Origin of the sequence: Comamonas nitrativorans, from assembly GCF_042654765.1 — a bacterium.
In the GTDB taxonomy this organism is placed as follows: Bacteria; Pseudomonadota; Gammaproteobacteria; order Burkholderiales; family Burkholderiaceae_C; genus Comamonas; species Comamonas nitrativorans.
In genome coordinates, this window is sequence record NZ_JBHSEW010000001.1 from 396,929 (window position 1) to 421,494 (window position 24,566).

At 64.2% G+C, this 24,566-nt stretch carries 19 protein-coding genes and 1 pseudogene; 11 read left to right on the top strand and 9 right to left on the bottom strand.

Annotation, left to right across the window (positions count from 1 at the left end):
* Nucleotides 1-312 precede the first annotated feature (312 nt).
* Entirely contained in the window at nt 313-2,868 is a 2,556-nt protein-coding gene (locus ACFO3A_RS01930) for an EAL domain-containing protein (RefSeq protein ID WP_377723479.1), read from the top strand.
* 25 nt (nt 2,869-2,893) lie between these two features.
* A complete protein-coding gene (locus ACFO3A_RS01935) occupies nt 2,894-4,465 on the top strand; it encodes a methyl-accepting chemotaxis protein (protein ID WP_377723481.1) in 1,572 nt (523 codons plus the stop codon).
* 161 nt (nt 4,466-4,626) lie between these two features.
* On the opposite strand, the gene ACFO3A_RS01940 is transcribed toward ACFO3A_RS01935, so the two are convergent.
* From ACFO3A_RS01940 to ACFO3A_RS01970, 7 genes and pseudogenes are all read right to left on the bottom strand, one after another.
* Nucleotides 4,627-6,240 (bottom strand): PepSY-associated TM helix domain-containing protein, encoded by a 1,614-nt coding sequence (locus tag ACFO3A_RS01940; protein ID WP_377723482.1) that lies wholly within the window; start codon nt 6,238-6,240, stop codon nt 4,627-4,629.
* A 7-nt stretch (nt 6,241-6,247) separates the two neighbouring features.
* Entirely contained in the window at nt 6,248-6,556 is a 309-nt protein-coding gene (locus tag ACFO3A_RS01945) for a hypothetical protein (protein ID WP_377723484.1), read from the bottom strand.
* A complete protein-coding gene (locus tag ACFO3A_RS01950; RefSeq protein WP_377723486.1) occupies nt 6,549-6,824 on the bottom strand; it encodes a hypothetical protein in 276 nt (91 codons plus the stop codon). Before ACFO3A_RS01950 ends, ACFO3A_RS01945 begins: the two co-directional genes overlap by 8 nt.
* A gap of 3 nt (nt 6,825-6,827) precedes the next feature.
* Nucleotides 6,828-9,344 (bottom strand): TonB-dependent siderophore receptor, encoded by a 2,517-nt coding sequence (locus tag ACFO3A_RS01955; protein ID WP_377723487.1) that lies wholly within the window; start codon nt 9,342-9,344, stop codon nt 6,828-6,830.
* Between the two features lie 86 nt (nt 9,345-9,430).
* On the bottom strand, nt 9,431-10,408 hold the full coding sequence (locus ACFO3A_RS01960) for a FecR domain-containing protein (protein WP_377723489.1): 978 nt from the start codon (nt 10,406-10,408) through the stop codon (nt 9,431-9,433).
* On the bottom strand, nt 10,405-10,914 hold the full coding sequence (locus tag ACFO3A_RS01965; RefSeq protein WP_377723491.1) for a sigma-70 family RNA polymerase sigma factor: 510 nt from the start codon (nt 10,912-10,914) through the stop codon (nt 10,405-10,407). The genes ACFO3A_RS01960 and ACFO3A_RS01965 overlap by 4 nt, the downstream gene beginning before the upstream one ends.
* 136 nt (nt 10,915-11,050) lie before the next feature.
* Nucleotides 11,051-11,704 (bottom strand): annotated as a pseudogene (locus tag ACFO3A_RS01970) (TetR/AcrR family transcriptional regulator).
* Between the two features lie 154 nt (nt 11,705-11,858).
* On the opposite strand from ACFO3A_RS01970, the gene ACFO3A_RS01975 reads away from it, so the two are divergent.
* The 9 genes from ACFO3A_RS01975 (at nt 11,859) to ACFO3A_RS02015 (ending at nt 21,924) form a co-directional block, all read left to right on the top strand.
* Entirely contained in the window at nt 11,859-12,731 is an 873-nt protein-coding gene (locus ACFO3A_RS01975; RefSeq protein WP_377723492.1) for an ABC transporter ATP-binding protein, read from the top strand.
* Complete coding sequence (locus ACFO3A_RS01980; RefSeq protein WP_377723702.1) at nt 12,731-13,615, top strand: branched-chain amino acid ABC transporter permease; 885 nt, start codon at nt 12,731-12,733, stop codon at nt 13,613-13,615. Before ACFO3A_RS01975 ends, ACFO3A_RS01980 begins: the two co-directional genes overlap by 1 nt.
* Before the next feature lie 15 nt (nt 13,616-13,630).
* Nucleotides 13,631-14,668, top strand: coding sequence for a branched-chain amino acid ABC transporter permease (locus tag ACFO3A_RS01985; RefSeq protein ID WP_377723493.1), 1,038 nt, complete (start codon nt 13,631-13,633; stop codon nt 14,666-14,668).
* 37 nt (nt 14,669-14,705) lie between these two features.
* Complete coding sequence (locus ACFO3A_RS01990; RefSeq protein ID WP_377723495.1) at nt 14,706-15,893, top strand: ABC transporter substrate-binding protein; 1,188 nt, start codon at nt 14,706-14,708, stop codon at nt 15,891-15,893.
* A 115-nt stretch (nt 15,894-16,008) separates the two neighbouring features.
* Nucleotides 16,009-16,833, top strand: coding sequence for an ABC transporter ATP-binding protein (locus ACFO3A_RS01995; protein WP_377723496.1), 825 nt, complete (start codon nt 16,009-16,011; stop codon nt 16,831-16,833).
* A 44-nt stretch (nt 16,834-16,877) separates the two neighbouring features.
* A complete protein-coding gene (locus ACFO3A_RS02000; protein WP_377723498.1) occupies nt 16,878-18,698 on the top strand; it encodes an AMP-dependent synthetase/ligase in 1,821 nt (606 codons plus the stop codon).
* A gap of 53 nt (nt 18,699-18,751) precedes the next feature.
* On the top strand, nt 18,752-19,525 hold the full coding sequence (locus ACFO3A_RS02005; protein WP_377723499.1) for an enoyl-CoA hydratase/isomerase family protein: 774 nt from the start codon (nt 18,752-18,754) through the stop codon (nt 19,523-19,525).
* A 34-nt stretch (nt 19,526-19,559) separates the two neighbouring features.
* The gene (locus ACFO3A_RS02010; protein WP_377723501.1) at nt 19,560-20,747 is read left to right on the top strand and encodes an acetyl-CoA C-acyltransferase family protein; all 1,188 of its coding nucleotides are present in this window, start codon (nt 19,560-19,562) and stop codon (nt 20,745-20,747) included.
* Between the two features lie 10 nt (nt 20,748-20,757).
* Nucleotides 20,758-21,924, top strand: a complete 1,167-nt coding sequence (locus ACFO3A_RS02015) for an acyl-CoA dehydrogenase family protein (RefSeq protein WP_377723503.1) — start codon at nt 20,758-20,760, stop codon at nt 21,922-21,924.
* Nucleotides 21,925-21,932: 8 nt separating this feature from the next.
* Here the strand turns inward: ACFO3A_RS02015 and ACFO3A_RS02020 are convergent, their stop codons facing one another.
* Nucleotides 21,933-22,748, bottom strand: a complete 816-nt coding sequence (locus tag ACFO3A_RS02020) for a DUF817 domain-containing protein (RefSeq protein WP_377723704.1) — start codon at nt 22,746-22,748, stop codon at nt 21,933-21,935.
* A 149-nt stretch (nt 22,749-22,897) separates the two neighbouring features.
* Nucleotides 22,898-24,496, bottom strand: coding sequence for a bifunctional phosphoribosylaminoimidazolecarboxamide formyltransferase/IMP cyclohydrolase (gene purH, locus ACFO3A_RS02025; protein WP_377723505.1), 1,599 nt, complete (start codon nt 24,494-24,496; stop codon nt 22,898-22,900).
* Nucleotides 24,497-24,566: the final 70 nt, after the last annotated feature.

Genomic DNA, 24,566 nt, shown 5'->3' on the forward strand with positions numbered 1-24,566 from the left:
GACATCGGCCCCACGCCGTGCCATGAACACTATTTCATACACACATTGATTCGCACATTCAAGGGCTTACCGATCTTTGGCCAGCCAGGGCCGCAGCGCTATACCAAGGAAACGCGGGAAACACATCAATTAATAAAGTCCGATAACAATTGTTTGATATTCATCAAAATAACCCGTGTTTTCCCGTAGATTTCATACAGTTGTAACAAACGTAAATTGTTGCGGATGGTTGACGCCCGGATAGCGCCCTGGCTGCCCGTCGGCAGGCGATTTCACCCCCCTTGCACGCATCGCCTGCCCCTGGCAACGCCCATGAACAACCAACCCACCTTCGAGACACGCAAGCGCTTTCTGATGCTGGACGCTGCCGACGAGCAGGCCCTGGCCAAGCTGCACAGCGCTTTCGGGGCCAACGGCCCCGGCTTCGTGGATGGCTTCTACCGCCACCTGATGGCCTACCCGCAGATGCGCACCCTGCTGCCCGACGGGCAGGCACTGGAACAGCTCAAGCGCCTGCACACGGCCTACTTCCAGCGCCTGACGGCGGGCGACTACGGCCCGGCCTATGCCCAGGATCGGGAGCGCGTGGGCCTGACCCATGCCCGCATCGGGCTGCCGCCAGGGTGGTACCTGGGCGCGTACAGCCATTACCTGTGCGAACTGCTGCCCCAGGTGGCCGGGTTTGCGGGGCTGTCGCCGCACGAGCAAACGGCAGCGCTGCGGGCGCTGGTCAAAGTGATCTTTCTAGACATGGGCATCGCCATCGACACCTATATGGCGCTGCGCGACGAGCTGATCGCCGAGCTGCGCGACTACAGCGCCGCCTTTGCCCACCTGCCCTACGGCACGCTGGTGGTGACGGCGCAGATGGAGGTGGTCTTCGCCAACCAGTCTTTCGGGCAATGGCTGGGGACCGATGCCCGGCAGCTTGCCGGCACCCCCTTGCAGCAGTGGCTGGAGACGGGCAGCCTGCCCAGACTGGTGCACCAAGCGCTGCGTGCGCAGCCCGCGCAGGACATTCTGGAAGTGCGTCCCCTGGCGCAGCCGTTGGCCCTGCCCGTGGCCGTCACCGCCCATGCCCTGCCTGCGCCGCAGCCCGAGGCAGCAGCGCGGGTGCTGCTGACGGTGCAGGACCTACGCGAGCAAAAGCAATTGCAGCGCGATCTGGTGCAGGCCCAGGAGGTGGCCAACATCGGCACCTGGCACACCGCGCTGGACGGGCGCTTCGACCTCACGCCCCAGGCCGCCCGCATCCTGGGCGGCGCCTTCGGCCCGGAGGCAGGCGCAGGCCAATTGCTGGACTGCGTGCATCCGCAAGACCGCGCCCTGGTGCAGGCCAAGTGGCAGGCCAGCGTGGCCCAGGGTGCCGGTGTGTTCCTGATCCGCACCTGCCACACCCCGCTGCCGCGCTGGGTGGAGGTGCGCTGCGCGTTTGAAAACGACGCCCAGGGCATCCCCGTGCGCGGCTACGGCACGGTGCTGGACATTACCGAGCGCCATCTGGCCGAAGACCACATCCGCCACCTGGCCCTGTTCGACGCCCTGACCGGCCTGGCCAACCGCCAGCATGGCCTGGACTTGCTGGACGGCCTGCTGCACCAGGCCCATGCACAGGGCGGACAGGTGGCGCTGATATTCATCGACCTGGATCGCTTCAAGGAGATCAACGACACCCTGGGCCACAGCATGGGCGACCGCGTGCTGCAAGCCATTGCCCGGCAGGCCCGGACCTTGCTGCGCCCCGGCGACGTGCTGGCCCGCCTGGGCGGGGACGAATTCATGCTGGCCCGCCTGCTCCAGCCCGGCGACGGCCCGCTGGCGCTGGCCGCCGCGATGGACGCCCTGCTGCAACAGCCCTTGCAGATCGACGACCGCGCCTGGGGCATCGGCGGCAGCGTGGGCGTGGCCCTGTACCCCGACCATGCCGACAACGTCAGCGCCCTGCTGCACTGCGCCGACCTGGCCATGTACCAGGTCAAGGCCCGCAACGGCGGCTACCTGATGTACGAGGCGGGCATGAGCGAACGGCACACCCGCAGCATCGCCGTGGCGCAGCGCCTGAAGCTGGCCCTGACCGACGGCCAGCTGGCGCTGCACTACCAGCCCAAGGTGGATATCGCCACCGGCCAGTTGCGCGGCGTGGAGGCGCTGGCCCGCTGGCACGACGCCGAATGGGGCTGGGTCAGCCCCGGCGAATTTATCCCCGTGGCCGAGGAGCGCGGCCTCATCAGCGCCCTGGACGCCTGGTGCCTGGAGAGCGCAGCCCGCCAGTGGCGCCAGTGGCACGACGCGGGCTGGGCCGAGGTGCCGACCATTGCGGTCAATATCTCGGCGGTGGAAATCTCGCTGCAAGACGGCTTTGCCGACCGGGCACTGGCCCTGGTGCAGCGCCACGACGTGCCGCCCTCGGCCATCGAGCTGGAGATCACCGAAACCGCCCTGATGTGCAACGCCGAAAAGGCCGAGAAAACCTCCCGCCGCCTGGTGGAGATGGGCTTTTCCCTGGCCATCGACGACTTCGGCACCGGCTACTCTTCCCTGGCGCGGCTGCACAAGCTGCCGCTGTCGCGCCTGAAGATCGACATGGCCTTCATCGCCAACATGCTGGCCGATGTCGGGAGCATGGCCATCGTCACCGCCGTCATCAGCATGGCCCGCGCCCTGCAACTGCGCACCGTGGCCGAAGGGGTGGAAACCGCCGAACAGTTCGACACCCTGCGCTCCCTGCTGTGCGACGAGGTGCAGGGCTACCTGTGCAGCAGGCCGCTGCCCCCTTCCGAGCTGGAACAGCGCTGGCTGCGCCGCGCCAGCCGCCAGGAGGCCGCCGCCGCTGCCCCGCCCGTTCCCACCCTCGATTCCGCCATTTAGTACCAGGTACCGCCCTTCCCCCGCCATGCGCATCAACCAACCGACGACCGACCGCGAATACCAGTTCACCCCACAGGAAACCCTGGTGTCCGTCACCGATACCCAGGGCTACCTGACCTATTGCAACCCGACCTTCATCGCCGTCAGCGGCTTCGAGGAGGAGGAACTGCTGGGCCAGCCGCACAACATCATCCGCCACCCGGACATGCCCGCAGAAGCCTTCCGCGACCTGTGGGCCAGCATCCAGGCCGGCCTGCCGTGGACGGGGTTGGTGAAAAACCGCCGCAAGAACGGCGACTTCTACTGGGTCCAGGCCAACGTCACGCCCCTGCGGGCGGGCGAACGCATCGTCGGCTATCTATCGGTGCGCACCTGCCCCACCCGCCAGCAGGTGCAAAGCGCCGAAACGCTCTACGCGCAATTGCAGGCGCAGGCCCGGCAGGGGCGGATACGCCTGTGCCTGCATCGCGGCGCCGTGCAGCGCGTGGGCCTGATCGGCCAGGCCGCCCGCTGGCTGCAAGCGGGCACCGGCGCACGCCTGGTCTGGCTGCAAGCCGCCGCCGTGGCCGTGGCGCTGGCACCCGCCCTGGCGCAAGCGCCCCTGCCCCTGACCCTGGCAACCGCCGGCGCGGCCACGCTGGGGGCCGGCTGGCTGGCACGGCGACTGGCCGTCGCGCCCCTGGCCGACCTGGTGCGCGAGGCGAACCTGCTGGCCTCCGGCGACCTGTCGCAGACCGTGACCACCGGCGCCAGCGGCAGCATCGGCCACCTGCAACGGGCGCTGTTCCAGCTCAGTGTGAATCTGCGCACCGTGGTGCAGGACGTGCGCAGCGAGGTGCAGCAGCTCGAACGCTGCGTGCAGGAAGTGGCCGAGGGCAACAGCCACCTGTTCGAGCGTACGCAGACCCAGGCGAACAACCTGGCCGTGACCGCCTCGGCGGTGCAGGAGATCACCGGCATGGTGCGCAACAGCGCGGCCTCGGCAGCCGAAGGCACCCGCCTGGCCGCCCATGCCAGAACGCTGACCGACAGCGGCCACGACGCCGTGCAGGCGGCAGGCCAGACGATGCAGGGCATCGCCCACGCCTCGCAGGACATTCAAAGCATCGTCCAGCTGATCGAGGGCGTGGCCTTCCAGACCAATCTGCTGGCCCTGAACGCGGCAGTGGAAGCCGCCCGCGCGGGCGAAGCCGGGCGCGGCTTTGCCGTGGTGGCCGGTGAGGTACGCGCCCTGGCCTCGCGCACGGCGGATGCGGCAGGCAGCATCCGCCAGCTCATCGGGCAATCGGCCGAGCGCGTGGCCGACGGCACCAGCGCCACCGGCGGCGCACTGGAGCGCATGGACGAAACCTTGCAGGCCGTGGCCCAGGTCGATGCGCTGCTGGCCGACATCAACGCCGCCACCGACGAACAGCAGCAGGGCATTGCGCAGATCAACCACGCCATTGCCGACCTGGACGTCATCACCCAGCAGAACGCCGCACTGGTCGAGCAGGTGGCCGCCGCCGCGCTGTCGCTGCGCAAGCAGGCGGGCAACGTCACCAGCACCATGCGGCTGCTGCGCCTGAGCAGCGAGGAAGCAGCCCTGTCGCAATGATTCCCGCAGTCATATGAAAAAGATAGCTTTTTGCGCTGATGAATATTGAATTTCAATATAGAAACATATTTAAATCTTTTGTTTTCAAGCGCAAGAAGCTATCTTTTCAATCATCCCCCTCATTCCTGCGCAGGGCGGATCGGCACGCCCTGCAATAGCAATCACACGGTTCGCTGCACCGACCACACGCTGTCCGCCGGGCCGCACTGCACACGCCGGGCGGTGGCACGGGCCATCCAGGCGAAGCACAGGGCGCCGACCAAGGCCGTCGCGTCCACCCCCAGCGCCGCCGCACTGGTATGCGCCCACCACCCCAGTGCAGGCAGCAGCGCTGCGGCCAGCGTGGTCAGCGGAATCGCCAGCGTGAACGCCGCCGACAGCCACAACAGTTCCACCGCCGCCCGCGCCGCGCCGCGTGCGAAGGCCCAGACGATGGAGGCAAAAAACACGGCGAAATAGACGATTGCATGCCAGTGGTTCAGATCATCCACATGCCCATGCAGCCACTTGCCCGCCACGATGGTGGCCGACAAACCCGCCATGCAGCCCATGCACACGCCCACGGTGCCAGCAGCCAGCCAGTAGGTATCGCGGCGCTGGACGGGCCATTCGCCGCCTTTGCGCTGCGCCTTGCGCCGGGCCTCCACCCAGAGCAAATTGCCGCCGTAGAACAGCCACGCGCCCGCCAGGCCGAGCAGGAAATAGCTCCAGCGCACCACGGCGCCGCCATATTGCCCGCTGTGCAGTCCGTAAAACGTCTCCGACGCACGCCGATCCGGGTCCTGGCGCGATGGGCGTGTGCTGTCTTTGAGCAATTCGCCGGTTACGGCACTCAGCATGACACCACCAAGATGGGTATCTCCGACATAACCGCGCTCGGCGCCCGGGACTCTTACCGAGGCTGCTTTATCTCCAAAATTCTTGAAAACCATGAATTTCGGCTCAAAATCCGGAACCTGGGCCTTGAGTTTTTCAAGCAGTTGAGCGGGGTGCATCATGACACCCGCCTCACCCACCGGCTTTGGCGCTCTGTAAGGCTCGTTATCCAGATCGTCCAATACCGCCTGCTTGCCACCAAAAATAACGGCCTCTTGCAAAGACCACAGCGGACTGCTGAAGCTCAAGGCGGTTGCAGTAACCGCCATCGCTATATGAAATGGCAATGCAGTAATACCCACAACATTGTGGGCATCCAGCCACATGCGTTTCAGATTCTTTCCAACACGCAGCGCAAAAAAATCCTTGACGAGTGACGGCAGCAGCACGATTACACCAGCAATCAGCGCCACGCCGTAAAGCACCGAAATCACTCCCATGAAATAGGCTCCCCATGGCTGTGGAATACCGACGTGCATGTGAATATCGTTGATGAAATCTGCCAGTTCGCTCGGCTCCTCCTGCTGCGTCAGCAACGTGCCATCGGGCTTGAGCGTCGCCCACCAGTGGATGTGTTCATGCGGCTGGTCAGCCTGGTGCGGGGCGTCCTCTTCCCACGTTACCCGTGCAGGCTCATTTTCGTGGCCCCGCAAATGCAGCTTGATGCCGTCCTCGCGTGCTTCAGGATGGGCAGCGGCGACCAGTTCTATAAGGCGAAGCGCATCGTCCAAAGGAACCGCCGCCACCCCCACTGCAGGCGGCGACGCCCAGCGGGCAATCGGCTCCTTGAACATGGTCAGCGCCCCCGCGTAGAAGGCAATGAACAGCGCAAAGCCGCACGCAATGCCAGTCCATGTATGGACAGTCTTATAGATTTTGATGGTGTCAGAGCGAATCATGCGGCCCTCACGCAAAGAAATGGAAGCGACAGGCAAACAGCGCGGCAAAGGCAATAAGGTTGGCCACGCCAAGCCACACCCAAGCTGCGCGGCCACTGCGAAACAAAAAGCAGGTACTGAACACCGCAATCCAGATGAACGCCTCTAAATAACGCATCAACGAATAGCGCCCACCCGGCGCATTGATCCCCCCCGGCCCCAAATAAGCGTAGAGGCCCACCAGCGCAAGCGCCAAACCGATACCCAGAATTGCGCCAGCACTGGCCTTGCCCCACCAATCTGGGCGAATTTGATTCGAACGGATTTCGTTAGTCATGCCCATCCTCTCGCCGTGCTGCGCGTAGCGCAGCGATATAGGGAAGGGCAAACAAACATACCATCGTGATATGCAGCGCCACAAAAAAGCCAGCCAAAGGCCGCCATGCCGTCATCCATAGGGAAAAACCGGTTGCCAATAACAGGCTGCCGACAGCCCAAAACGACATGACAGGAGAAGTCCGTACATGCCATTTCTGATTTGGGCTTGCAAGGTAAATACAGGCACAACCGAGCATGGTCAGCGCCAGAGCCAAAAAAGACACCATAAATCAGAAGTTCATGGTTGCCGAAAGGCGGAACGTACGCGGGTCGCTCTTCATGAGGTTGCCTGCTGTTGGGTGTGCGACCTTCCAGTAGCTTTTATCGAACAGGTTATCGACGTTAAAGTTTATGCGGATCGGTTTGTTATTCCACAAAGATCTGAAAGCATACCGAGCGCCGATATCGACCTTCGTCCATGAGGGGATGGTCAGGTCTGGCCTGCGGTTGAGAGCCACCACATCGCCGGTATGTGTGAGACGCCCCGTCAGCGTTAGCCCCTTGATGATCGACGTATCCCACTCGCCGCCAATCACCGCCCGGAACTTCGGCACAAGGGCGGCCCGCCAGCCGTTGCGGCCGCTATCATTTTTCGTCTGGGTGGCATCCATAAAGGTGACGCCACTGAGCAGCCTTACACCTTTGAACAATTCTCCATAGGCAGTCAATTCAATACCACGATTCCTTTGTTCGCCGTCAAGTGTCAACATCTCTCCACCGCCGGAGGCGGGAACGGCCATCGTGCTCGGCTGGGCGATTTGGAATACCGCCAAGGTTGTCGCGACCGAACCCCAATCGACCTTGGTGCCCATCTCATATTGCTTGCTTGTATAAGGCGAAAATACTTCACCTGCATTAATGTAGCGACTGCCGACAACAGAGCCCACTTCAAGCGCCTGAATATAGTTGGCATAAAGTGAAACGTTCTGCAGCGGCTTCACGACCAGCGCGAAAGACGGCGACCATGCTGTGGATTCGTACACGGACGTCAGGGTGCTGACTGATGAATATTGGAAGCTATTTTGTTCTATTTTGTTGTATCGCACGCCCCCAGTGAATTGAATGCGCTCATCCATAAACGAAATGGTGTCCGCGATTGCAATGCTGGAAGACTTGATCTCATTGGCCGGCAGAATATCCTGTGATGCAGGATACACCGGCGCCGTCGGGAAGGACGGGTTGTAGAGGGAGCCCACGGGAATAGTGGTGCCGGTACCGGCACCAGCCCGGCTCAGTGGTGTAGAGTCATACGTCCGTTCGATCCTTGACAAGTTCAGGCTAAACGCGTGACCGATGGGGCCAGTATTCAATTTGACATTGGCGCCGCCCTGCATGGAAAGAACATCGGTTCGATCGTGAAATCTGGCGGATTTAATGCCAACTGCCCCGGAGTTGTTGAGCAGGAGAAGATCATCGTCAGTGGCTGAGGCCTCATATTGCTGCTTGCCAATGGCAGCGTAGGCAGTCGCATTCTCGGTGACGTCAACCTCGCCCTGTATCATGCCCAGCGTAATCTTATGCGTTCCTTCTGCCCACGAAGGCGAAAAGACAGTGCTGTTGCTTGGCGCCATCGGCACCTCCGTAAGCGTACCAAGTACACCTGATACCCCATTGATCGTAAGCGTGCTGCTAGGAGAACTGAGTTCTGACGACTGATGCGCGAAATCGGCCGACACGCGGACACGCTCACCGCGATAATCCAAATTGATCGCTGCCGTGCCGAACTTCGAGTACTGGGTGTCGACCGGCGTGTCACCGCCGTCGTATGAACCGTTGAAGCGGATGCCAAATTCCTTGTGCGTACCAAAGCGTCGGCCGACATCAGCGTGGACTCCGAACTGCGAGTCCGACATGTAGCGCGTGGTCAATTGAGTCAACGGCTCGTCGTCAGCTTTTTTGGTGACCAGATCGACTGTACCTCCCAATGCACCGTGCCCAGCCATGGTCGTGCCCTTCAGGAGTGCGTTGGCTCCCCGCAGCACCTCGACACGTTCGATAAAATCGGTGGAGGCAAATTGCAGCGGCGCCATGCCGGCCAACCCGTTCAGACTATTGCTCCCCCCATAGGTCTGAACCGGAAATCCGCGAAAACTCCAGAAATCATTCCTGCCACCGCTCTTGGTGCCAACGATTACTGATGACTCATTAGCCATGATGTCAACTAGAGTTCGTGCCTGTTGATCCTCGATTGTTTTGCTTGTGTAACTGGTCTGGCTGAAAGGCGTGTCCATCACATCCTTATTCCCCAACAACCCCACGTGCCCGCCACGCGCCACCTGCCCGCCTGCATAGACTCCAGGCAATCCATCGCCACGTGCAGACTGTGCCGTCACCGTCACGCTGGGCAGAGTGGCTTCGGCATTGTTTGCGCCAGGGCTGGCACTGGGCCGGGGCGCCACCCGCCGCAGCACGTGGCGCTGCTGCCCGGCATCCACCGCCTCAAAACCGCTGCCCGCCAGCAGGCGTGCAAAGCCCGAAGCGGTGGTGTAGCGGCCCTGCAAGCCGCTGCTGTACACGCCATCCAGCGCCTTGGGGTCGAAGGACAGGGGCACACCCGCTACGGCAGCAAATTGCGCCAGCACGTCGCTGAGTTTGCCGGGGGCAATGGCGTAGTCCTGCACCGCCGCACCGCTTTGCGCCTGCGTGGCGGTCTGCGCCATTGCCGGGGCTGCGCCCAGCCCTGCCAACGCGCAGCCGATGGACAGGGCCAACGCCGTGGGCCGAAGTTGTTGTTGCTTGAAAGCCATGATGCAGGAAACCTTTCGTCAGTGTGTGTTCATCACCCCACACACCGGACGAGAGCAAAAAAGGTATCACCCGTCTGAAAATTTTTTTAACGCGGCTTCACGATCAACCAGTACGGCGTGACGCTGCCGATGCGCACGGGCAGGGATTGCTCCAGCATGTCGAGGCTGGCCAGGGTGTCGGTGACGGGAAATGCGCCAGAGACGGTCAACCCCGCCACTGCAGGGTCGCAGCGCAGCACGCCGCTGTGGTAGCGGGCCAGTTCGGCCACCAGCTCGTCCAGGCGCATATCGCGTGCCAGCAGCAGGCCGCGCTCCCACAGGGCGGCGCTGGCAACGTCCACTGGTTGCACGGACTGGGCAGCAGCAGCGGTAAAGCCGATCTGCTCGCCCGCGCGGACGATGGCGGGCTGGCCGCCGTCTGCAGGGCGAACTTCGACCGCGCCCTCCAGCACCGTGAGATGGGTGGCGTCCTGGGCACGGCGCACGGTAAAGCGCGTGCCCAGGGCACGCATGCTGCCGTGGACAGTACCGACGATGAAGGGGCGCGGTGCGGGCGATGGGTCTTGGTGGCTGGTGGTGACGAGGATTTCCCCGGCCACCAGGGTCAAACGCCGTTCTGCGGCGGTGAAGGCGACGTTCAGGGCGCTGCGGGTGTTGAGTACGAGCTGGCTGCCGTCGGCCAGCGTGAGCGTTTGCTGCTGGCCGGGGCCGGTAGCAAGGTCGGCACGCCATTCCTGCCAGGGCAGCAGCCGCCACGCCAGCAGGCCGGCGGGCACGGCGGCCAGCCCCAGCAGGAATTGCCTGCGCCGGGGGCGGGCGGGACGCAGCAAGGTGCCGTGCCCCAGCTTAGGCGGTACTTGCCGAAAGGTGCCGAGCATTCCTTGGGCACGCTCCCAGGCGGCGGCGTGGGCGGGGCTGTGCTGGCACCAGCGTTCCAGCCGGGCATGGTCTTGCACAGTGGCTTCGCCGGATTGGAGCAGCACGAGCCAGTCGGCTGCTTCGAGCAGGATGGCGGCGGGGATGTCCGGCGCTGTATCCGGCGCAGGAGCGACAGGCCTTGTCATGCCAGGGTCAGGCAGGCGGCGAATGCGGTACGCATGTGGCGCTTGACGGTGATGAGCGAGGTGCCGAGCTGGTCGGCCACCTGCTGGTAAGTCAGACCGTCGATCTGCGCCAGCACGAAGATGTGGCGGGTGCGGATGGGCAAGCTGGCCAGCATGGCATCGATGCGGTGCAGCGCCTCCAGGATCAGCAGGCGTGCTTCGGGCGAGGGGACTTCGGGTTCAGGGAGGTAGGCCAGGGCGTCGAGATAGGCACGTTCCACGTCCTGGCGCCGCCAGTGGTCAATCACCAGCCCCTTGGCGATGTGGGTGAGCAGGGCACGCGGCTCGTCACCCATCTGCGCGGGCAGGCGGCGCGAAACCATGACGCGCACAAAGGTGTCGTGCGCCAGATCGGCAGCGTCGCAAGCATTGCCCAATTTGCGGCGCAGCCAGCCTTGCAGCCAACCGTGGTGGTCGATGTACAAGCTCCTGACGCCTTGCTCAAGCGCGGTTTCCGCTGTGCCCATGATGCCCTTTCGTCGCCCTGTGACTGGTGGTGAACGAGAGTTTCACCAAATGATAATCAGTCTCATTTTACAGAATAGTACGATTCCGTGGCATCAAAGAAACACCGGACACAGGTGCGAATAGCTGTTGTTTTAATTACTTTGCGGCAGGGCGGGCCAGCACCCCCTGCAGCAGCAATTGCGTGCATTGCTCAATGATCTGGTCGGCACTGTAGGTGCCTGCAGGCTGGTACCAGCGCCCTATCCAGCTGAGCGCCCCGGCAATCACGAAGGCGGCCATTTTGGGGTCGCACGGGGCCAGCACGCCTTCTTGCACGCCCTGCTCGACCAGGCGGCGAAAGGCATGGTCGATTTCCGATTTCAGGCGCCGCAGCTCGGTACGGCTGGGCTGCGGCACCTCTTCGTCGCCCACGCGGATCAGGCACATGCCAAAGGGCTGGGTCACGACTTCGGCATAGGCACGCATGCAGGCACGCAACTAGTCCAGGGCGTTGCCGCCACCGGCACGGGAGGCCTCGATGCCCTCCAGCGTCATGTCCAGCCCCTTTTTCACGCAGGCCAGCAGGATGGCGTCCTTGTTCTTGACGTAGTAGTACAGCGTGGGCTTGGTGACGTTCAGGCGGGCCGCGATGTCGTCCAGCGACGTGGCGTGAAAGCCGCGCTCGTTGAACATTTGCGCCGCCACCTGCAGCACCGCATCGCGCTTGGCCTGGCGTTGTTCGGCGCGGGAAGGGGCTTGCGCCCAGGGGGACACAGGCAGGTTTGCAGCGGATGAAGGGGAAGCAGCCATAACCGTCTTTGTTCCTTGAATTTGCAAGTTTCGGGTAAGTACCAATGCCCAGAACCGTCTGGCGCACCAAGAATCTACTCCTGAGTAACTTATTTTACGTAGAAGTAAAAACCCTGACCCCTACCGCTTTTTCGGAAGCCCTTCAAGGAACGTTATGGAGACAACCATCGGTCAGCCCCCAGGGAATGCCCCTCTGCTGGAGGTCAGCGACGTGACGCTGACCTTCGGCGGCGTGAAGGCTTTGTCCGGCGTGGGCTTTGCCGTGCAGCCCGGCAGCATTACCGCCGTCATCGGCCCCAACGGCGCGGGCAAGACCTCGCTGTTCAACACCATCTCGGGCTTTTACCGGCCCGGCAGGGGCAGCATCCGCTTCAAAGGCCAGGACATCACGCACACCCCGGCGCCGCAGCGGGCCAAACTGGGGCTGGGGCGCAGCTTTCAGAACATTGCGCTGTTTCGCGGCATGACGGTGCTGGACAACATCAAGCTGGGCCGCCACGCGCACCTCAAAAGCAATGTGTTCGATGCGCTGTTCTACGGGGGCCGCGCCCGCCGGGAAGAGGCCGAGCTGCGCCGCGAGATCGAGGAGCGCATCATCGATTTCCTGGAAATCGACCACATCCGCCACGCGCCCGTTTCGGCCCTGTCCTACGGCCTGCAAAAGCGCGTGGAAATGGCCCGCGCCCTGGCGATGCGGCCCGAAATCCTGATGCTGGACGAACCCGTGGCCGGCATGAACCGCGAGGAAACCGAGGACATGGCCCGCTTCATCTTGGACGTGCGGGCCGAATGGGGCGTGACGGTGCTGATGGTGGAGCATGACATGGGCATGGTGATGGATCTGTCCGACCACGTGGTGGTACTCAACTTCGGGCAGGTGATTGCCCAGGGCGTGCCCGCCGTGGTGCAGGCCGACCCGGAGGTAAACCGCGCCTACCTGGGTTCGGGCAACGTGCATGAACTGCGGGCCAAGTTGCAGGCCGCCGCCCGCCCTGCCCAGGCGCAAAAACAGGAGGCAGCAGCATGATGGACTTCGACTGGGCCTATCTGTTCGAAATCAGCCTGACCGGCATTGCCGGCGGCGGGCTGTATGCGCTGGCCGCGCTGGCGTTCGTGCTGGTCTACAAGGCCACTCGCGTGGTCAATATCGCCATCGGCGAGATGCTGATGGCCGGGGGCTATCTGTTCTTCACCTTCGCGGCAATGTGGGCGCTGCCGCTGTGGCTGGCGATTCCCGCTGCCGTGCTGGCCTCGGGGGTGCTGGGGGCGGTGATCGAGCGCACCGTGATCCGCCCGCTGCTGGGCGAGCCGCCGATTTCCGTCTTCATGGTCACGGTGGGCCTGGGTTCGGTGCTGGTCGGGCTGGTGGAGATGATCTGGAGCGCCGACCAGCGCCGCCTGCCCGATTTCATGCCCAGCCAGCCCATCATGGTGGGCGATGCCTTCCTGGCGCCCAAGGTGTTCTGGGGCGCGGTGGTGGCCGCCGTGTTCATCGCCGCCGTGCTGCTGCTGTTTCGCTACTGGCGCGGCGGCGTGGCGCTGCGGGCCACGGCCAGCGACCAGGGCGCGGCGTATTCGGTGGGCATCAACGTGCCCCGGGTGTTCTCGCTGGCCTGGGTGGCCTCGGCCATGCTGGCAGCCATCTCCGGGATCATCGTCGGCTCGATCGGCGGCATTTCTTCCAGCATGGGGGTGTTCGGCCTGTCGGTGCTGGTGGTGGTGATCGTCGGCGGGCTGGACAGCGTGCTGGGCGCCCTGGTCGCCGGGGTGCTGATCGGCCTGGTGGAAGCACTGGCCGGTGCCTACCTGGGCGGCGAATACAAGCTGCTGGCCACCTTCATCGTGCTGGTGTGCGTGCTGATGCTGCGCCCCTACGGCCTGTACGGCACCCGCGATATCGAACGACTGTAAAAGGAACCTTCCCCCATGCGTATCGGAACCTTCAAGGAGAGCTACGTCGCCGATGCGGCGCTGTTCGACTCGCGCACCCAGCACGTCTGGCTGGCGGTGGCGGCGCTGCTGCTGCTCGTCTTTCCCTTCATGGCCAGCGATTACTGGCTTTACATGGCCTGCCTGGTGGCCATCAACATTGCCAGCGCCACGGGGCTGAACATTCTGACCGGCTACACGGGCCTGGTCAGCCTGGGGCAGGCGGCCTTCATGGGCCTGGGCGCCTACACGGTGGCGATCTTGCAGACGCGCTACGGCACGCCGTTTCTGCTGAACCTGCTGGCCGGGGGCGTGGTAGCCATGCTCGGCGGCATGGTGGTGGGCATTCCGTCGCTGCGCGTCAAGGGGCTGTACCTGGCCATCGTGACGATTGCCGCCTCGTTCATCGCGCACTTTCTGTTTGCCAACTTCGATTTCACGGGCGGCACGGCGGGCATCTCCATGCCACCGGCCAGCCTGTTCGGCATGGACCTGGACACGTCGTTTCGCCTGTACTGGCTGATCGTGCCGGTCATGGTGCTGATGCTGCTGGGCGCGGCCAACCTGTTTCGCACGCGCATCGGGCGGGCCTTCATCGCCATCCGCGACCGCGACATTTCTGCCGAGGTGCTGGGCATCCCGCTGCTGCAATACAAGCTGCTGTCGTTTGCGCTGTCGTCGTTCTATGCCGGGGTGGCCGGGGGACTGTGGGCCTACTTCTTTCGCGTGGTCACGCCCGAGAGCTTTCCGCTCACCCTATCCATCTTCTTCCTGGCGGCCATCATCGTCGGCGGCATGGGTTCGATTCTGGGCGGCATCCTGGGCGCGGCGTTCATGACGATGGTGCCGGAGCTGCTCAAGCTGGCCGTCGATCTGCTGCCCGGCGGCGCATCGCTGGCGGTGTTCCTCTCGCCCGTGCGGCTGGTGATTTTCGGGGCGCTGATCATCGGCTTTCTGGTTTTCGAGCCGCTGGGCCTGGCCGAAATGTGGCGGCGCACGCGCCGGTTCTTCCACCTGTGGCCGTTCAAGAACTAAGCCACGACTTTTCACTACCACCATGAAGGAGACAGACATGAACCAGCAAGGAATTTCCCACCGCCGCCGCAGCCTGATGCTGGGCGCTGCCGCCGCCGGTGCGGCCGCACTGACGCACCCGCTGTCGGTGCTGGCGCAGGCCGCCGACGAAGTCGTCATCGGCGGCTCCATCCCCATGACCGGGGTGTTCGCCTTCGCCGGGGTGGGCATCAACGCCGGGATCGAAGACTACGTCAAGATCGTCAATGGCGCGGGCGGCATTGCCGGGCGCAAGGTGCGCTACGTGCCCGAGGACACAGGCTACAAGGTGGACGTGTCGGTGGCCGCCTTCAAGAAGATCACCAGCCAGAACAAGGTGAACCTGTACTACGGCGACTCCACCGGCTTCTCCAAAACCATCAACCCCGAGCTGGAGCGCAACGGCAACATCCTGATGGCCGGGGCCTCGTTCGCCAGCGAGCTGAACGACCCGCAGAAGTACCCCAACCAGTTCCTGGTCGGCCCCGACTACACCGAGATGTTCGGCATTCTGCTGAAGCACATCGCCAAGGAAAAACCGGGCGCCAAGGTGGCCTTCGTCTATTCCGACTCCGAATTCGGCCGCGACCCGATCGAAAAGAGCGAAGCCGCCGCCAAGGCGCTGGGCCTGTCGGTGCCCATCAAGATCATGACGCCCGCCGGCAGCGTGGATGTGTCCACCGAGGTCATCAAGCTGCGCCGCGCCAGACCGGACTACACCATCTTCCACGGCTACATCCTGGCGCCCATCCCCGAGTTCATCACCCAGGGCAAGCAGCAGGGCATGACCAGCCAATGGATGGGTACCTTCTGGACGATGGACAACTCCACCGTCATGAAGATGGGGCCGGACGGCGACGGCTTCATGGGCGTGATGCCCTTCCGCTACTACTACGACACCGAACCGGCGCCCATGCTGGAAAAAATCCGCGCCATGCGCCCCGAGTACCAGAGCGTGCCCTACATGCAAGGCTTTGTCGCCGCCATGCTGTTCCTGGAATCGGCCAAGCGCTGCCTGGAGGCGAAAAAGCCCCTGACCGGCGCCAACATGAAGGCAGCGCTCAACAGCCTGAAGGACTTCGACACCGGCGGCGTGATCGGCGTGCCCATCACCATCACCGGCAATTCCATCCCCGTCGGGCGCGTCTACAAGGCCGACATGAAGGCGCAGAAGATGCTGCCCGCCTCCGACTGGATTCGTCTGTAAACAAGCTATTCATAGCTGCTACCGCTGAATAAAAAAGGATTTCAGATGGTTTCATATCTGAAATCCACTATTCATCATCGGTAGCAGCTACTGAAACCATAACCCTGCCCATGCCATGACGCCCATGCCCACCGATCACGTCCTCGAAGTGAACAACATCGAGGTCATCTACAACAAAGTCGTGCAAGCCCTGCGCGGCCTGTCGCTGGCCGTGCCGCGCGGGCACATCGTGGCCCTGCTGGGCAGCAACGGGGCGGGCAAAAGCTCCACGCTGAAAGCCATCTCCAACCTGCTGCCGCTGGAAAACGGCGCCCTGGCCGGGGGCAGCATCCGCTTCAACGGCCAGGACACCGCCGGCATCGCCCCGCAGGCGCTGGTGCGCCGGGGGCTGTCGCACGTGATGGAGGGGCGGCGCATTTTTGAAGACCTCACCATCGAGGAAAACCTGATCGCCGCCACCTACGCCCTGAATGGCCGCCCCGGCGTCGGCAGGCCCGATTTCGATCTGGTCTATGAATACTTCCCCCGCCTGCACGAACGGCGCCGGGGGCTGGCGGGCTACCTCTCGGGCGGCGAGCAGCAGATGCTGGCCATTGGCCGCGCCCTGATCGCCCGGCCCGAGCTGATCCTGCTGGACGAGCCGTCGCTGGGCCTTTCACCGAAGCTGACCGAGGACATCTTCGCCATCATCGCCCGCATCAATGCCGAGCGCGGCACCTCGATGCTGCTGGTCGAGCAGAACGCCACCGTGGCCCTGGCCGTGGCGCACAGCGGCTACATCATGGAAGGCGGCAAGATCGTCATCGACGGCACGGCCGAGCGCCTGGCCAGCGACCCGGACGTGCGCGAGTTCTACCTGGGCATGGGCGGCGAGACGGGCGAAGCGAAAAGCTTCAAGGAAATCAAACACTACAAGCGCCGCAAGCGTTGGCTGTCATAACCCAACCGCCCAACCGTGCCACATGACGTGCAATGGATAACGCAATGAACCTTCCCGAACTGACCCTGCCCCAGATGCTGCGCGAGCGTGCCCGTGCCGACGCGCAGCGCGTGGCCATCCGGCAAAAAGACTTCGGCATCTGGAAGCCCTTCACCTGGGCGCAGTATTACGAGCGCTCCTGCCACTTCGGCCTGGGCCTGCTGGCGCTGGGCCTGCCGCCGGGCGGCCATGTGGGCGTGATTGCCGAAAACCGCATCGAATGGGTGCTGGCGCAAATGGGCACCGGGCTGGTCGGCGGCATCACGGTGGGCGTCTACCCCACCAGCCCCAGCCCCGAGGTGGCCTACGTCGTCGGCCATGCCGACATCACCCACATCGTCTGCGAAGACCAGGAGCAGACCGACAAGGTGCTGGAGGCGCTGCACGAACTGCCGCTGCTGCAAAAAATCATCGTCATGGAGACCAAGGGCCTGCGCAGCTTTGCCCCCGAGCATCGCGCCCTGATCGTCCCCTTCGCCGAAGTCGAGGCCCTGGGCCGCCAGGCGCACGTCCAGACCGGCCCGGGACAGATCGAACAGGTGCTGGCCGCACAGACGCTGGACGACATCGGGCTGATGATCTACACCAGCGGCTCCACCGGCAAACCCAAGGGGGCGATGATCTCGTGGCGCAACATGCGCGGCGTGGCCCCCGGCATCATCGAGCGGCTGCAACTGGGCCGGGACACCTCCCACCTGTCCTACCTGCCGCTGTGCCATGTGGCCGAGCAGATGCTCACCACCTTCTGCCCGCTGTACCTGGGCTCCACCGTCAATTTCGGCGAATCCATCCGCACCGTGCAGGAAGACCTGCGCGAGGTAGCCCCCAGCATGTTCCTGGGCGTGCCGCGCATCTGGGAAAAGCTGCATTCGGCCATCACCATCAAGATGCTGGAAACCGGGCCGCTGCGCCGCACGCTCTACCAGCGTGCCCTGGCCGCCTGCACCCCGCTGGCGGAAAAACCCCGCGATCAGTGGAGCCTGGCCGAGCGCCTGGGCTACGCCTGGCACTATTGGCTGGTGCTGCGGGCGCTGCAAAACTTCATCGGCCTGCGCAACGCCAGGGTGGCGCTGACCGGCGCCGCGCCCATCGCGCCGGACGTGGTGCGCTTTTTCCGCAGCATCGGCGTACCGCTGATCGAGGTGTACGGCCTGACCGAATCCACCGGCATGATTACCGGCCACCGCAGCGATGCGGTCATCGTCGGCACCGTCGGCCCGGTCATCGACGGCGTGCAGTACCGCATTGCCAACCCGGACGACAGCGGCAGCGGCGAGTTCCAGGTGCACGGCGACATGGTGTTCGCCGGTTACTACAAAAACCCCGAGGCCACGGCGCAAACCATCGTGGACGGCTGGCTGCACACCGGCGACGTGGTGCGCGAAGTCAGCGGCCAGATCAAGATCGTCGATCGGCTGAAGGACATCATGATCACCGCCGGGGGCAAGAACCTGACGCCCTCGGAGATCGAGAACACCATGAAGGCCAGCCCCTACATCAAGGAGTGCATCGTGGTGGCCGACGGCCGCAAATACGTGGCCGCACTGGTGCAAATCGACATGGAAACCGTCGGCAAATGGGCCGAGGCGCGGCGGCTGGCGTTCACGCACTTTCGCTCGCTGGTGGAAATGCCCGAGGTGCGCCAGCTCGTCCAGGACGAAATCGCCACCGGCAACGCCAAGCTGGCCCAGGTGTCGCACATCCGCAAATTCCACCTGCTGACCAAGGAGCTGGACCACGACGACGGCGAAGTCACCGCCACCATGAAGGTGCGCCGCAGCAGCATCTACAAAACCTATGCGGCGGAGATCGAGGCGCTGTATTGATTGCAGAAAAAACGGAAAAATCCTTATCCAGCAAGCGCAAGCAGCTATCCTTTATGACCCATCCTTTGATTTTTACCCAGGCCGACGGCATCGCCACCCTGCAATTCAACCGCCCCGAGGCGCTCAACGCCCTGGATGCCCCCACCGCCCAGGCGCTGCTGACGGCGGTGCAGGCCATTGCCGCCGACCGCAGCGTGCGGGCCGTGCTGCTCAAGGGGGCTGGCCGGGCCTTTGTCGCCGGGGGCGATCTGGCCACCCTGCAGGCCAACCCGGTGCAAGGGGCCAGGGATTTGCTGGAGCCGCTCAATGCCGCCCTGGAACTGCTGCATGGCCTGGACGCCCCCGTCATCGCCCAGGTGCATGGCGCAGCCGCTGGCGCGGGCCTGTCGCTGATGCTGATGTGCGACTTCGTCCTGGCCGCCGAAGGCACCAAGTTCAACCTCGCCTACATCAACCTGGGCACCAGTTGCGACGTGGGTGCCTCGTGGGCACTGCCGCGCCTGGTCGGGTTGCGCCAGGCGCTGGAGATTGCCCTGCTGGGCGAAAGCTTCAACGCCGACGAAGCGCTGCGCCTGGGCCTCATCAACCGCGTGCTGCCCGCCGCCGAGCTGGAGGCCGCAGCCCACGCCTTCGCCCAGCGCATCGCCAGCGGCCCCACCGTGGCCTATGGCCAGATGCGCCGTCTGCTGCGTGACAGCCTGACGCGCGATTTGCCGGCACAGTTGCAGGCGGAGGCGCAGGCCTTTCTGGCCTGCGCCCAGACCAGCGATTTCCGTGAAGGCGTTGCCGCCTTCTTTGCCAAACGCCCCGCCCAATTCACGGGCTGAACACCGGCTTCATGCCCACCCCCAAGGAGAACCCATGACCATCCGCGACATCTTCATCGTCGGCACCGCCCGCACCGCCATCGGCACCTTCGGCGGCAGCCTGAAAGACGTGCCCAACACCCAGCTGGCCACCACCGTGGTCAAGGCCGCCATCACCCGCGCCGGGATTGCCCCGGATGCCGTGGGCCACGTCGTCATGGGCAACGTCATCCCCACCGACACCAAGGACGCCTACCTGGCCCGCGTGGCCGCCATCGACGCGGGCTGCCCCATCGAAACGCCCGCCTTCAACGTGAACCGCCTGTGCGGCTCGGGCCTGCAGGCCATCGTCAGCGCCGCGCAGGCCATCGCCCTGGGCGATTGCGACGTGGCCGTGGGCGGCGGCTCCGAATCCATGAGCCGTGGCCCCTACTTCGACCAGGCCGCCCGCTACGGCGCCCGCATGGGCGATGCCAAGAGCATCGACTACATGCTGGGCATCCTGCACGACCCCTGGCAAAAAATGCACATGGGCATCACCGCCGAGAACGTGGCCGAGCGCTACGGCATCAGCCGCCAGATGCAGGACGAGCTGGCCGTGGTCAGCCAGCAACGCGCCGCCGCCGCCATTGCCGCCGGTTACTTCAAAGAGCAGATCACCCCCGTGGAAATCGCCACGCGCAAAGGCGTGGTGCTGTTCCAGGAAGACGAGCATGTGCGTGCCAGCACCACGCTGGAGACGCTGGCCGGCATGAAGCCCGCCTTCAAGAAGGACGGCGGCACGGTGACGGCGGGCAACGCCTCGGGCATCAACGACGGCGCTGGTGCCGTGGTGCTGGCCACCGGCGAGCGCGTGGCCGCCCTGGGCCTGAAACCCCTGGCCCGCCTGGTCGGCTACGCCCACGCCGGGGTGGAACCGGCCTACATGGGCATCGGCCCCGTCCCCGCCACGCGCAAGGTGCTGGAGCGCACCGGCCTGAAGCTGGCCGACATCGACGTGATCGAAGCCAACGAAGCCTTCGCCGCCCAGGCCTGCGCCGTGGCGCAGGAACTGGGCTTCGACCCGGCCAAGGTCAACCCCAACGGCTCCGGCATCTCGCTGGGCCACCCGGTGGGAGCCACCGGCGCCATCATCACCACCAAGGCGATTGCCGAGCTGCACCGCACGGGCGGCCGCTACGCGCTGGTGACGATGTGCATCGGCGGCGGCCAGGGCATTGCTGCCATTTTTGAACGAGTGTGAGCCTTCCCCCATGCTGCCCAATACCCTGCTGACCGCCGATGCCCAGGCCGAGCTGGCCTTGTTCACCGATTCCCTGGAGCGCTTTTGCGACACCGAGATCGAACCCCATTACCGCGATTGGGAAAAAGCCGGCATCGTGCCGCGTGCGCTGTTCCTGAAAATGGGCGAAAACGGCTACCTGTGCGCCGATGTGCCGGAGCAATACGGCGGCAGCGGGGCCAGCGTGCATTTCTCCTTTGCCGTGATCGAAGTGCTGGCCCGTCGGGGCTACGGCGGACTGGTGGGCGGACTGGAAGTCCATAACGACATCATTCCCCCGTATCTGCTGCACTGCGGCACCGAAGCCCAGCGCCAGCACTGGCTGCCGCGCCTGGTCAGCGGCCAGGCCGTGGCCGCCATCGGCATGACCGAGCCGGGCGCCGGCAGCGATTTGAAAGCCATCCGCACCACCGCCATCCGGGATGGAGACAGCTACGTCATCAACGGCAGCAAGATTTTCATCAGCAACGGCCAGCATTGCGACCTGATCGTCCTGGCCGCCAAGACCGACCCGGCAGGCGGCGCCAGGGGGGTGAGCCTGTTCCTGGTGGATACGAAGACCCCCGGCTTCGCACGCGGGCAGAACCTGGAAAAAATCGGCCAGCACGCAGGCGACACGTCCGAACTGTTCTTCAACGACCTGCGCGTGCCCGCCGATGCGCTGCTTGGCGGCGTGGAAGGCCAGGGCTTCACGCAAATGATGCGCGAGCTGCCGCGCGAGCGCCTGGTCATCGGCGTGCAATCCGTCCACGGGGCACAAGGGGCGCTGAACGCCACGCTGCGCTACGTGCAGGAGCGCCAGGCCTTCGGCCAGCCCGTCGCCCAGTTCCAGAACACCCGCTTCACCCTGGCCCAATGCGCCACCGAAGTGGCCGCCGCACAGGCCTTTCTGCACGCCAGCATCGCCGCCTACGAACAGGGCCAGCTCACGCCCGAAGCCGTCAGCGCCCTGAAGCTGCACACCACCGAAATGTTCGGCCGCGTGGCCGATGCCTGCCTGCAACTGTTCGGCGGCTACGGCTATATGGCCGAATACCCCATCTCCCGCTTCTGGACGGATGCGCGGGTGATGCGCATCTACGGCGGCACCTCGGAAATCATGAAAGAAATCGTGGCGCGGGGGCTGCTGGGACGGTAAGAACCTGTTCAGCCCGGCACATGAATTTTGGCTTTGACGTGTTTGAGATTGGCCACGATGGTGAAGGTCATGATGACCAGCAGCGACCAGGAACTCCATTTGCCGACATGCACCGCCGACCACGCGCCCAATTGGTTCGGGTAGCTCCAGACTCCGGCGAAGGTGGAGATGTTTTCGGCCAGCCAGATGAAAAAGCCGATCAGCACAAAGGCCAGCAGCAGCGGCATCTGGCGGTCACGGTCCAGGGGCCGGAAAACCACCGTGGTGCGGGCATACAGCCCCAGGGCGCAGGCGGCCAGATACCAGCGGTAGTCGCCGATGAAGTGGTGGGTAAAGAAGTTGGCGTAGATCGACAGCGCAATCAGGATGGCCATCCAGTGCGGCGGATGGTGCAGGATGCGCAGGTCAAACAAGCGCCACGCCTGGATGATGTAGCTGCCCACGGCGGCATACATGAACCCGGAAAACAGGGGAACGCCCCACAGCTTGGTGTAGGCAAAGTCGGGGTAGGCCCAGGACTTGATGCCGCTGGACGTCTTGAACACCTCCAGCGCAAATCCCACGACGTGAAACAGGGTGATGGCTTTCAGCTCATCCCACGTCTCCAGCCGCGTGGCCACCATGGCCACCTGAATCGCCAACGCCGCCAGCAGCAGCACGTCATAGCGCGGCAGGCCCAGCACACCCGCACGCGGCACGGCAAAGACGGCCAGAAAGAACAGACCGACAAACAGGCAGCTGCGTGCCTCCTTGAAGCCGAAAAACAGAAACTCCAGACCCGCCCGCCGCACCCCCTGCGGCTGCCAGTGGCGCGGCGGATACATCAGCGCCTGGTCCAGGGCGTTCAGGGAGGCCAGCGCACTGGTGCCGGCCCCCGGTAAGGGGGCAGAAGTCATGGGAGGAAAGAATGGCAGGCAGCCAGCCCGGGCGGCAGCGCCCGGGCTGGCTGCCTGTGGCCTTGCGGCCTGCCGGATCAATGGCGGAAGTGGCGCACGCCGGTGAACACCATGGCGACGCCGCGCTCGTTCGCGGCGTCGATCACTTCCTGGTCGCGCATGGAGCCGCCGGGCTGGGCCACGCAGGTGGCACCGGCATCGACCACCACGTCCAGGCCGTCGCGGAAGGGGAAGAAGGCGTCGGACGCCACCACGGTGTTTTGCAGCGAGAGCTTGGCCGCTTCGGCCTTGATGCTGGCGATGCGGGCCGAGTCCAGGCGGCTCATCTGGCCGGCACCGACACCCATGGTCATGCCGTTCTTGCAGAAGACGATGGCGTTGCTCTTGACGAACTTGGCGACCTTCCAGGCGAACAGCAGGTCTTGCAGTTCTTCGGGCGTCGGCTGCTTGACGGTAACGATCTTCAGGTCGGCCAGCGCCAGCTCGTGGTTGTCGGCGGTTTGCAACAGCAGGCCCGAGCCGACGCGCTTGGATTCGATGGCGTTGCGGCCATTGTCCCAATCGGTCTTGCCACCTTGCGGCAGGGCGATCTTCATCAGGCGCACATTGACCTTGGGCTTGAAGATTTCCAGCGCCTCGGCGGTGAAGTCCGGGGCCATCAGCACTTCGACGAACTGCTTGACCACGGCCTCGGCGGCGGCTTTGTCCACCGTGCGGTTGAAGGCGATGATGCCGCCGAAGGCGCTGGTCGGGTCGGTCTGGAAGGCCTTGGCATAGGCTTCGTGCGCGTCCTGGCCCACGGCCACGCCGCAGGGGTTGGCGTGCTTGACGATGACGCAGGCGGGCTGCTCGAAGCTCTTGACGCATTCCCAGGCGGCGTCGGCATCGGCGATGTTGTTGTAGGACAGTTCCTTGCCCTGCAATTGTTCGCCCGTGACCAGCGAACCGGGCGCGGGGTACAGGTCGCGGTACAGCGCGGCCTGCTGGTGGCTGTTTTCGCCATAGCGCAGGTCTTGCAGCTTGACGAAGTGGCCGTTGCTCTGGCCGGGGAACAGGGCACGCTGGGGCACGTAGTCCTCGGACAGCTTTTCGTCCTCGAACTGGACGCTGGAGAGGTAGTCGCTGATCGCGCCGTCATATTGCGCGATGCGGTTGAAGGCGGCCACGGACAGCGCAAAGCGCAGCTTGTCGCTCAGCTTACCGGCGGCCTTCAGCTCGACCAGCACGGCTTCGTACTGGTCGGCCGCCGTGACCACGCCCACGTCCTTCCAGTTCTTGGCCGCAGAACGCACCATCGCCGGGCCGCCGATGTCGATGTTCTCGATGGCATCGGCCAGCGTGCAGCCGGGCTTGGCGACGGTGGCCTCGAAGGGGTACAGGTTCACCACCAGCAGGTCGATGGTGTCGATGCCGTGTTCTTTCAGGGCCGCCATGTGCGCGGGCAGGTCGCGGCGGGCCAGCAGGCCGCCATGCACCTTGGGGTGCAGCGTCTTGACGCGGCCATCGAGCATTTCGGGGAACTGGGTAACTTCGGCCACTTCGGTCACGGGCAGGCCCTGGTCGGCCAGCAGCTTGGCCGTGCCGCCGGTCGAGAGCAACTGCACGCCTAGGCCGTGCAGGGCTTGGGCAAATTCCACGATGCCGGTCTTGTCGGATACAGAAAGGAGAGCTTTCATCGCTTGAATCTTCTATAAAGTTGAGATAAATGTTACTGAAATCGTTTATTCATCAGCGCAAGCAGCTATT

Excerpts from the sequence above, each read along its gene's own strand:
- ACFO3A_RS01930 (WP_377723479.1), top strand. The coding sequence starts at position 313 with ATGAACAACCAACCCACCTTCGAGACACGCAAGCGCTTTCTGATGCTG.
- ACFO3A_RS01935 (WP_377723481.1), top strand. The coding sequence starts at position 2,894 with ATGCGCATCAACCAACCGACGACCGACCGCGAATACCAGTTCACCCCA.
- ACFO3A_RS01940 (WP_377723482.1), bottom strand. The coding sequence starts at position 6,240 with ATGATTCGCTCTGACACCATCAAAATCTATAAGACTGTCCATACATGG.
- ACFO3A_RS01945 (WP_377723484.1), bottom strand. The coding sequence starts at position 6,556 with ATGACTAACGAAATCCGTTCGAATCAAATTCGCCCAGATTGGTGGGGC.
- ACFO3A_RS01950 (WP_377723486.1), bottom strand. The coding sequence starts at position 6,824 with ATGGTGTCTTTTTTGGCTCTGGCGCTGACCATGCTCGGTTGTGCCTGT.
- ACFO3A_RS01955 (WP_377723487.1), bottom strand. The coding sequence starts at position 9,344 with ATGGCTTTCAAGCAACAACAACTTCGGCCCACGGCGTTGGCCCTGTCC.
- ACFO3A_RS01960 (WP_377723489.1), bottom strand. The coding sequence starts at position 10,408 with ATGACAAGGCCTGTCGCTCCTGCGCCGGATACAGCGCCGGACATCCCC.
- ACFO3A_RS01965 (WP_377723491.1), bottom strand. The coding sequence starts at position 10,914 with ATGGGCACAGCGGAAACCGCGCTTGAGCAAGGCGTCAGGAGCTTGTAC.
- ACFO3A_RS01975 (WP_377723492.1), top strand. The coding sequence starts at position 11,859 with ATGGAGACAACCATCGGTCAGCCCCCAGGGAATGCCCCTCTGCTGGAG.
- ACFO3A_RS01980 (WP_377723702.1), top strand. The coding sequence starts at position 12,731 with ATGGACTTCGACTGGGCCTATCTGTTCGAAATCAGCCTGACCGGCATT.
- ACFO3A_RS01985 (WP_377723493.1), top strand. The coding sequence starts at position 13,631 with ATGCGTATCGGAACCTTCAAGGAGAGCTACGTCGCCGATGCGGCGCTG.
- ACFO3A_RS01990 (WP_377723495.1), top strand. The coding sequence starts at position 14,706 with ATGAACCAGCAAGGAATTTCCCACCGCCGCCGCAGCCTGATGCTGGGC.
- ACFO3A_RS01995 (WP_377723496.1), top strand. The coding sequence starts at position 16,009 with ATGACGCCCATGCCCACCGATCACGTCCTCGAAGTGAACAACATCGAG.
- ACFO3A_RS02000 (WP_377723498.1), top strand. The coding sequence starts at position 16,878 with ATGAACCTTCCCGAACTGACCCTGCCCCAGATGCTGCGCGAGCGTGCC.
- ACFO3A_RS02005 (WP_377723499.1), top strand. The coding sequence starts at position 18,752 with ATGACCCATCCTTTGATTTTTACCCAGGCCGACGGCATCGCCACCCTG.
- ACFO3A_RS02010 (WP_377723501.1), top strand. The coding sequence starts at position 19,560 with ATGACCATCCGCGACATCTTCATCGTCGGCACCGCCCGCACCGCCATC.
- ACFO3A_RS02015 (WP_377723503.1), top strand. The coding sequence starts at position 20,758 with ATGCTGCCCAATACCCTGCTGACCGCCGATGCCCAGGCCGAGCTGGCC.
- ACFO3A_RS02020 (WP_377723704.1), bottom strand. The coding sequence starts at position 22,748 with ATGTATCCGCCGCGCCACTGGCAGCCGCAGGGGGTGCGGCGGGCGGGT.
- purH (WP_377723505.1), bottom strand. The coding sequence starts at position 24,496 with ATGAAAGCTCTCCTTTCTGTATCCGACAAGACCGGCATCGTGGAATTT.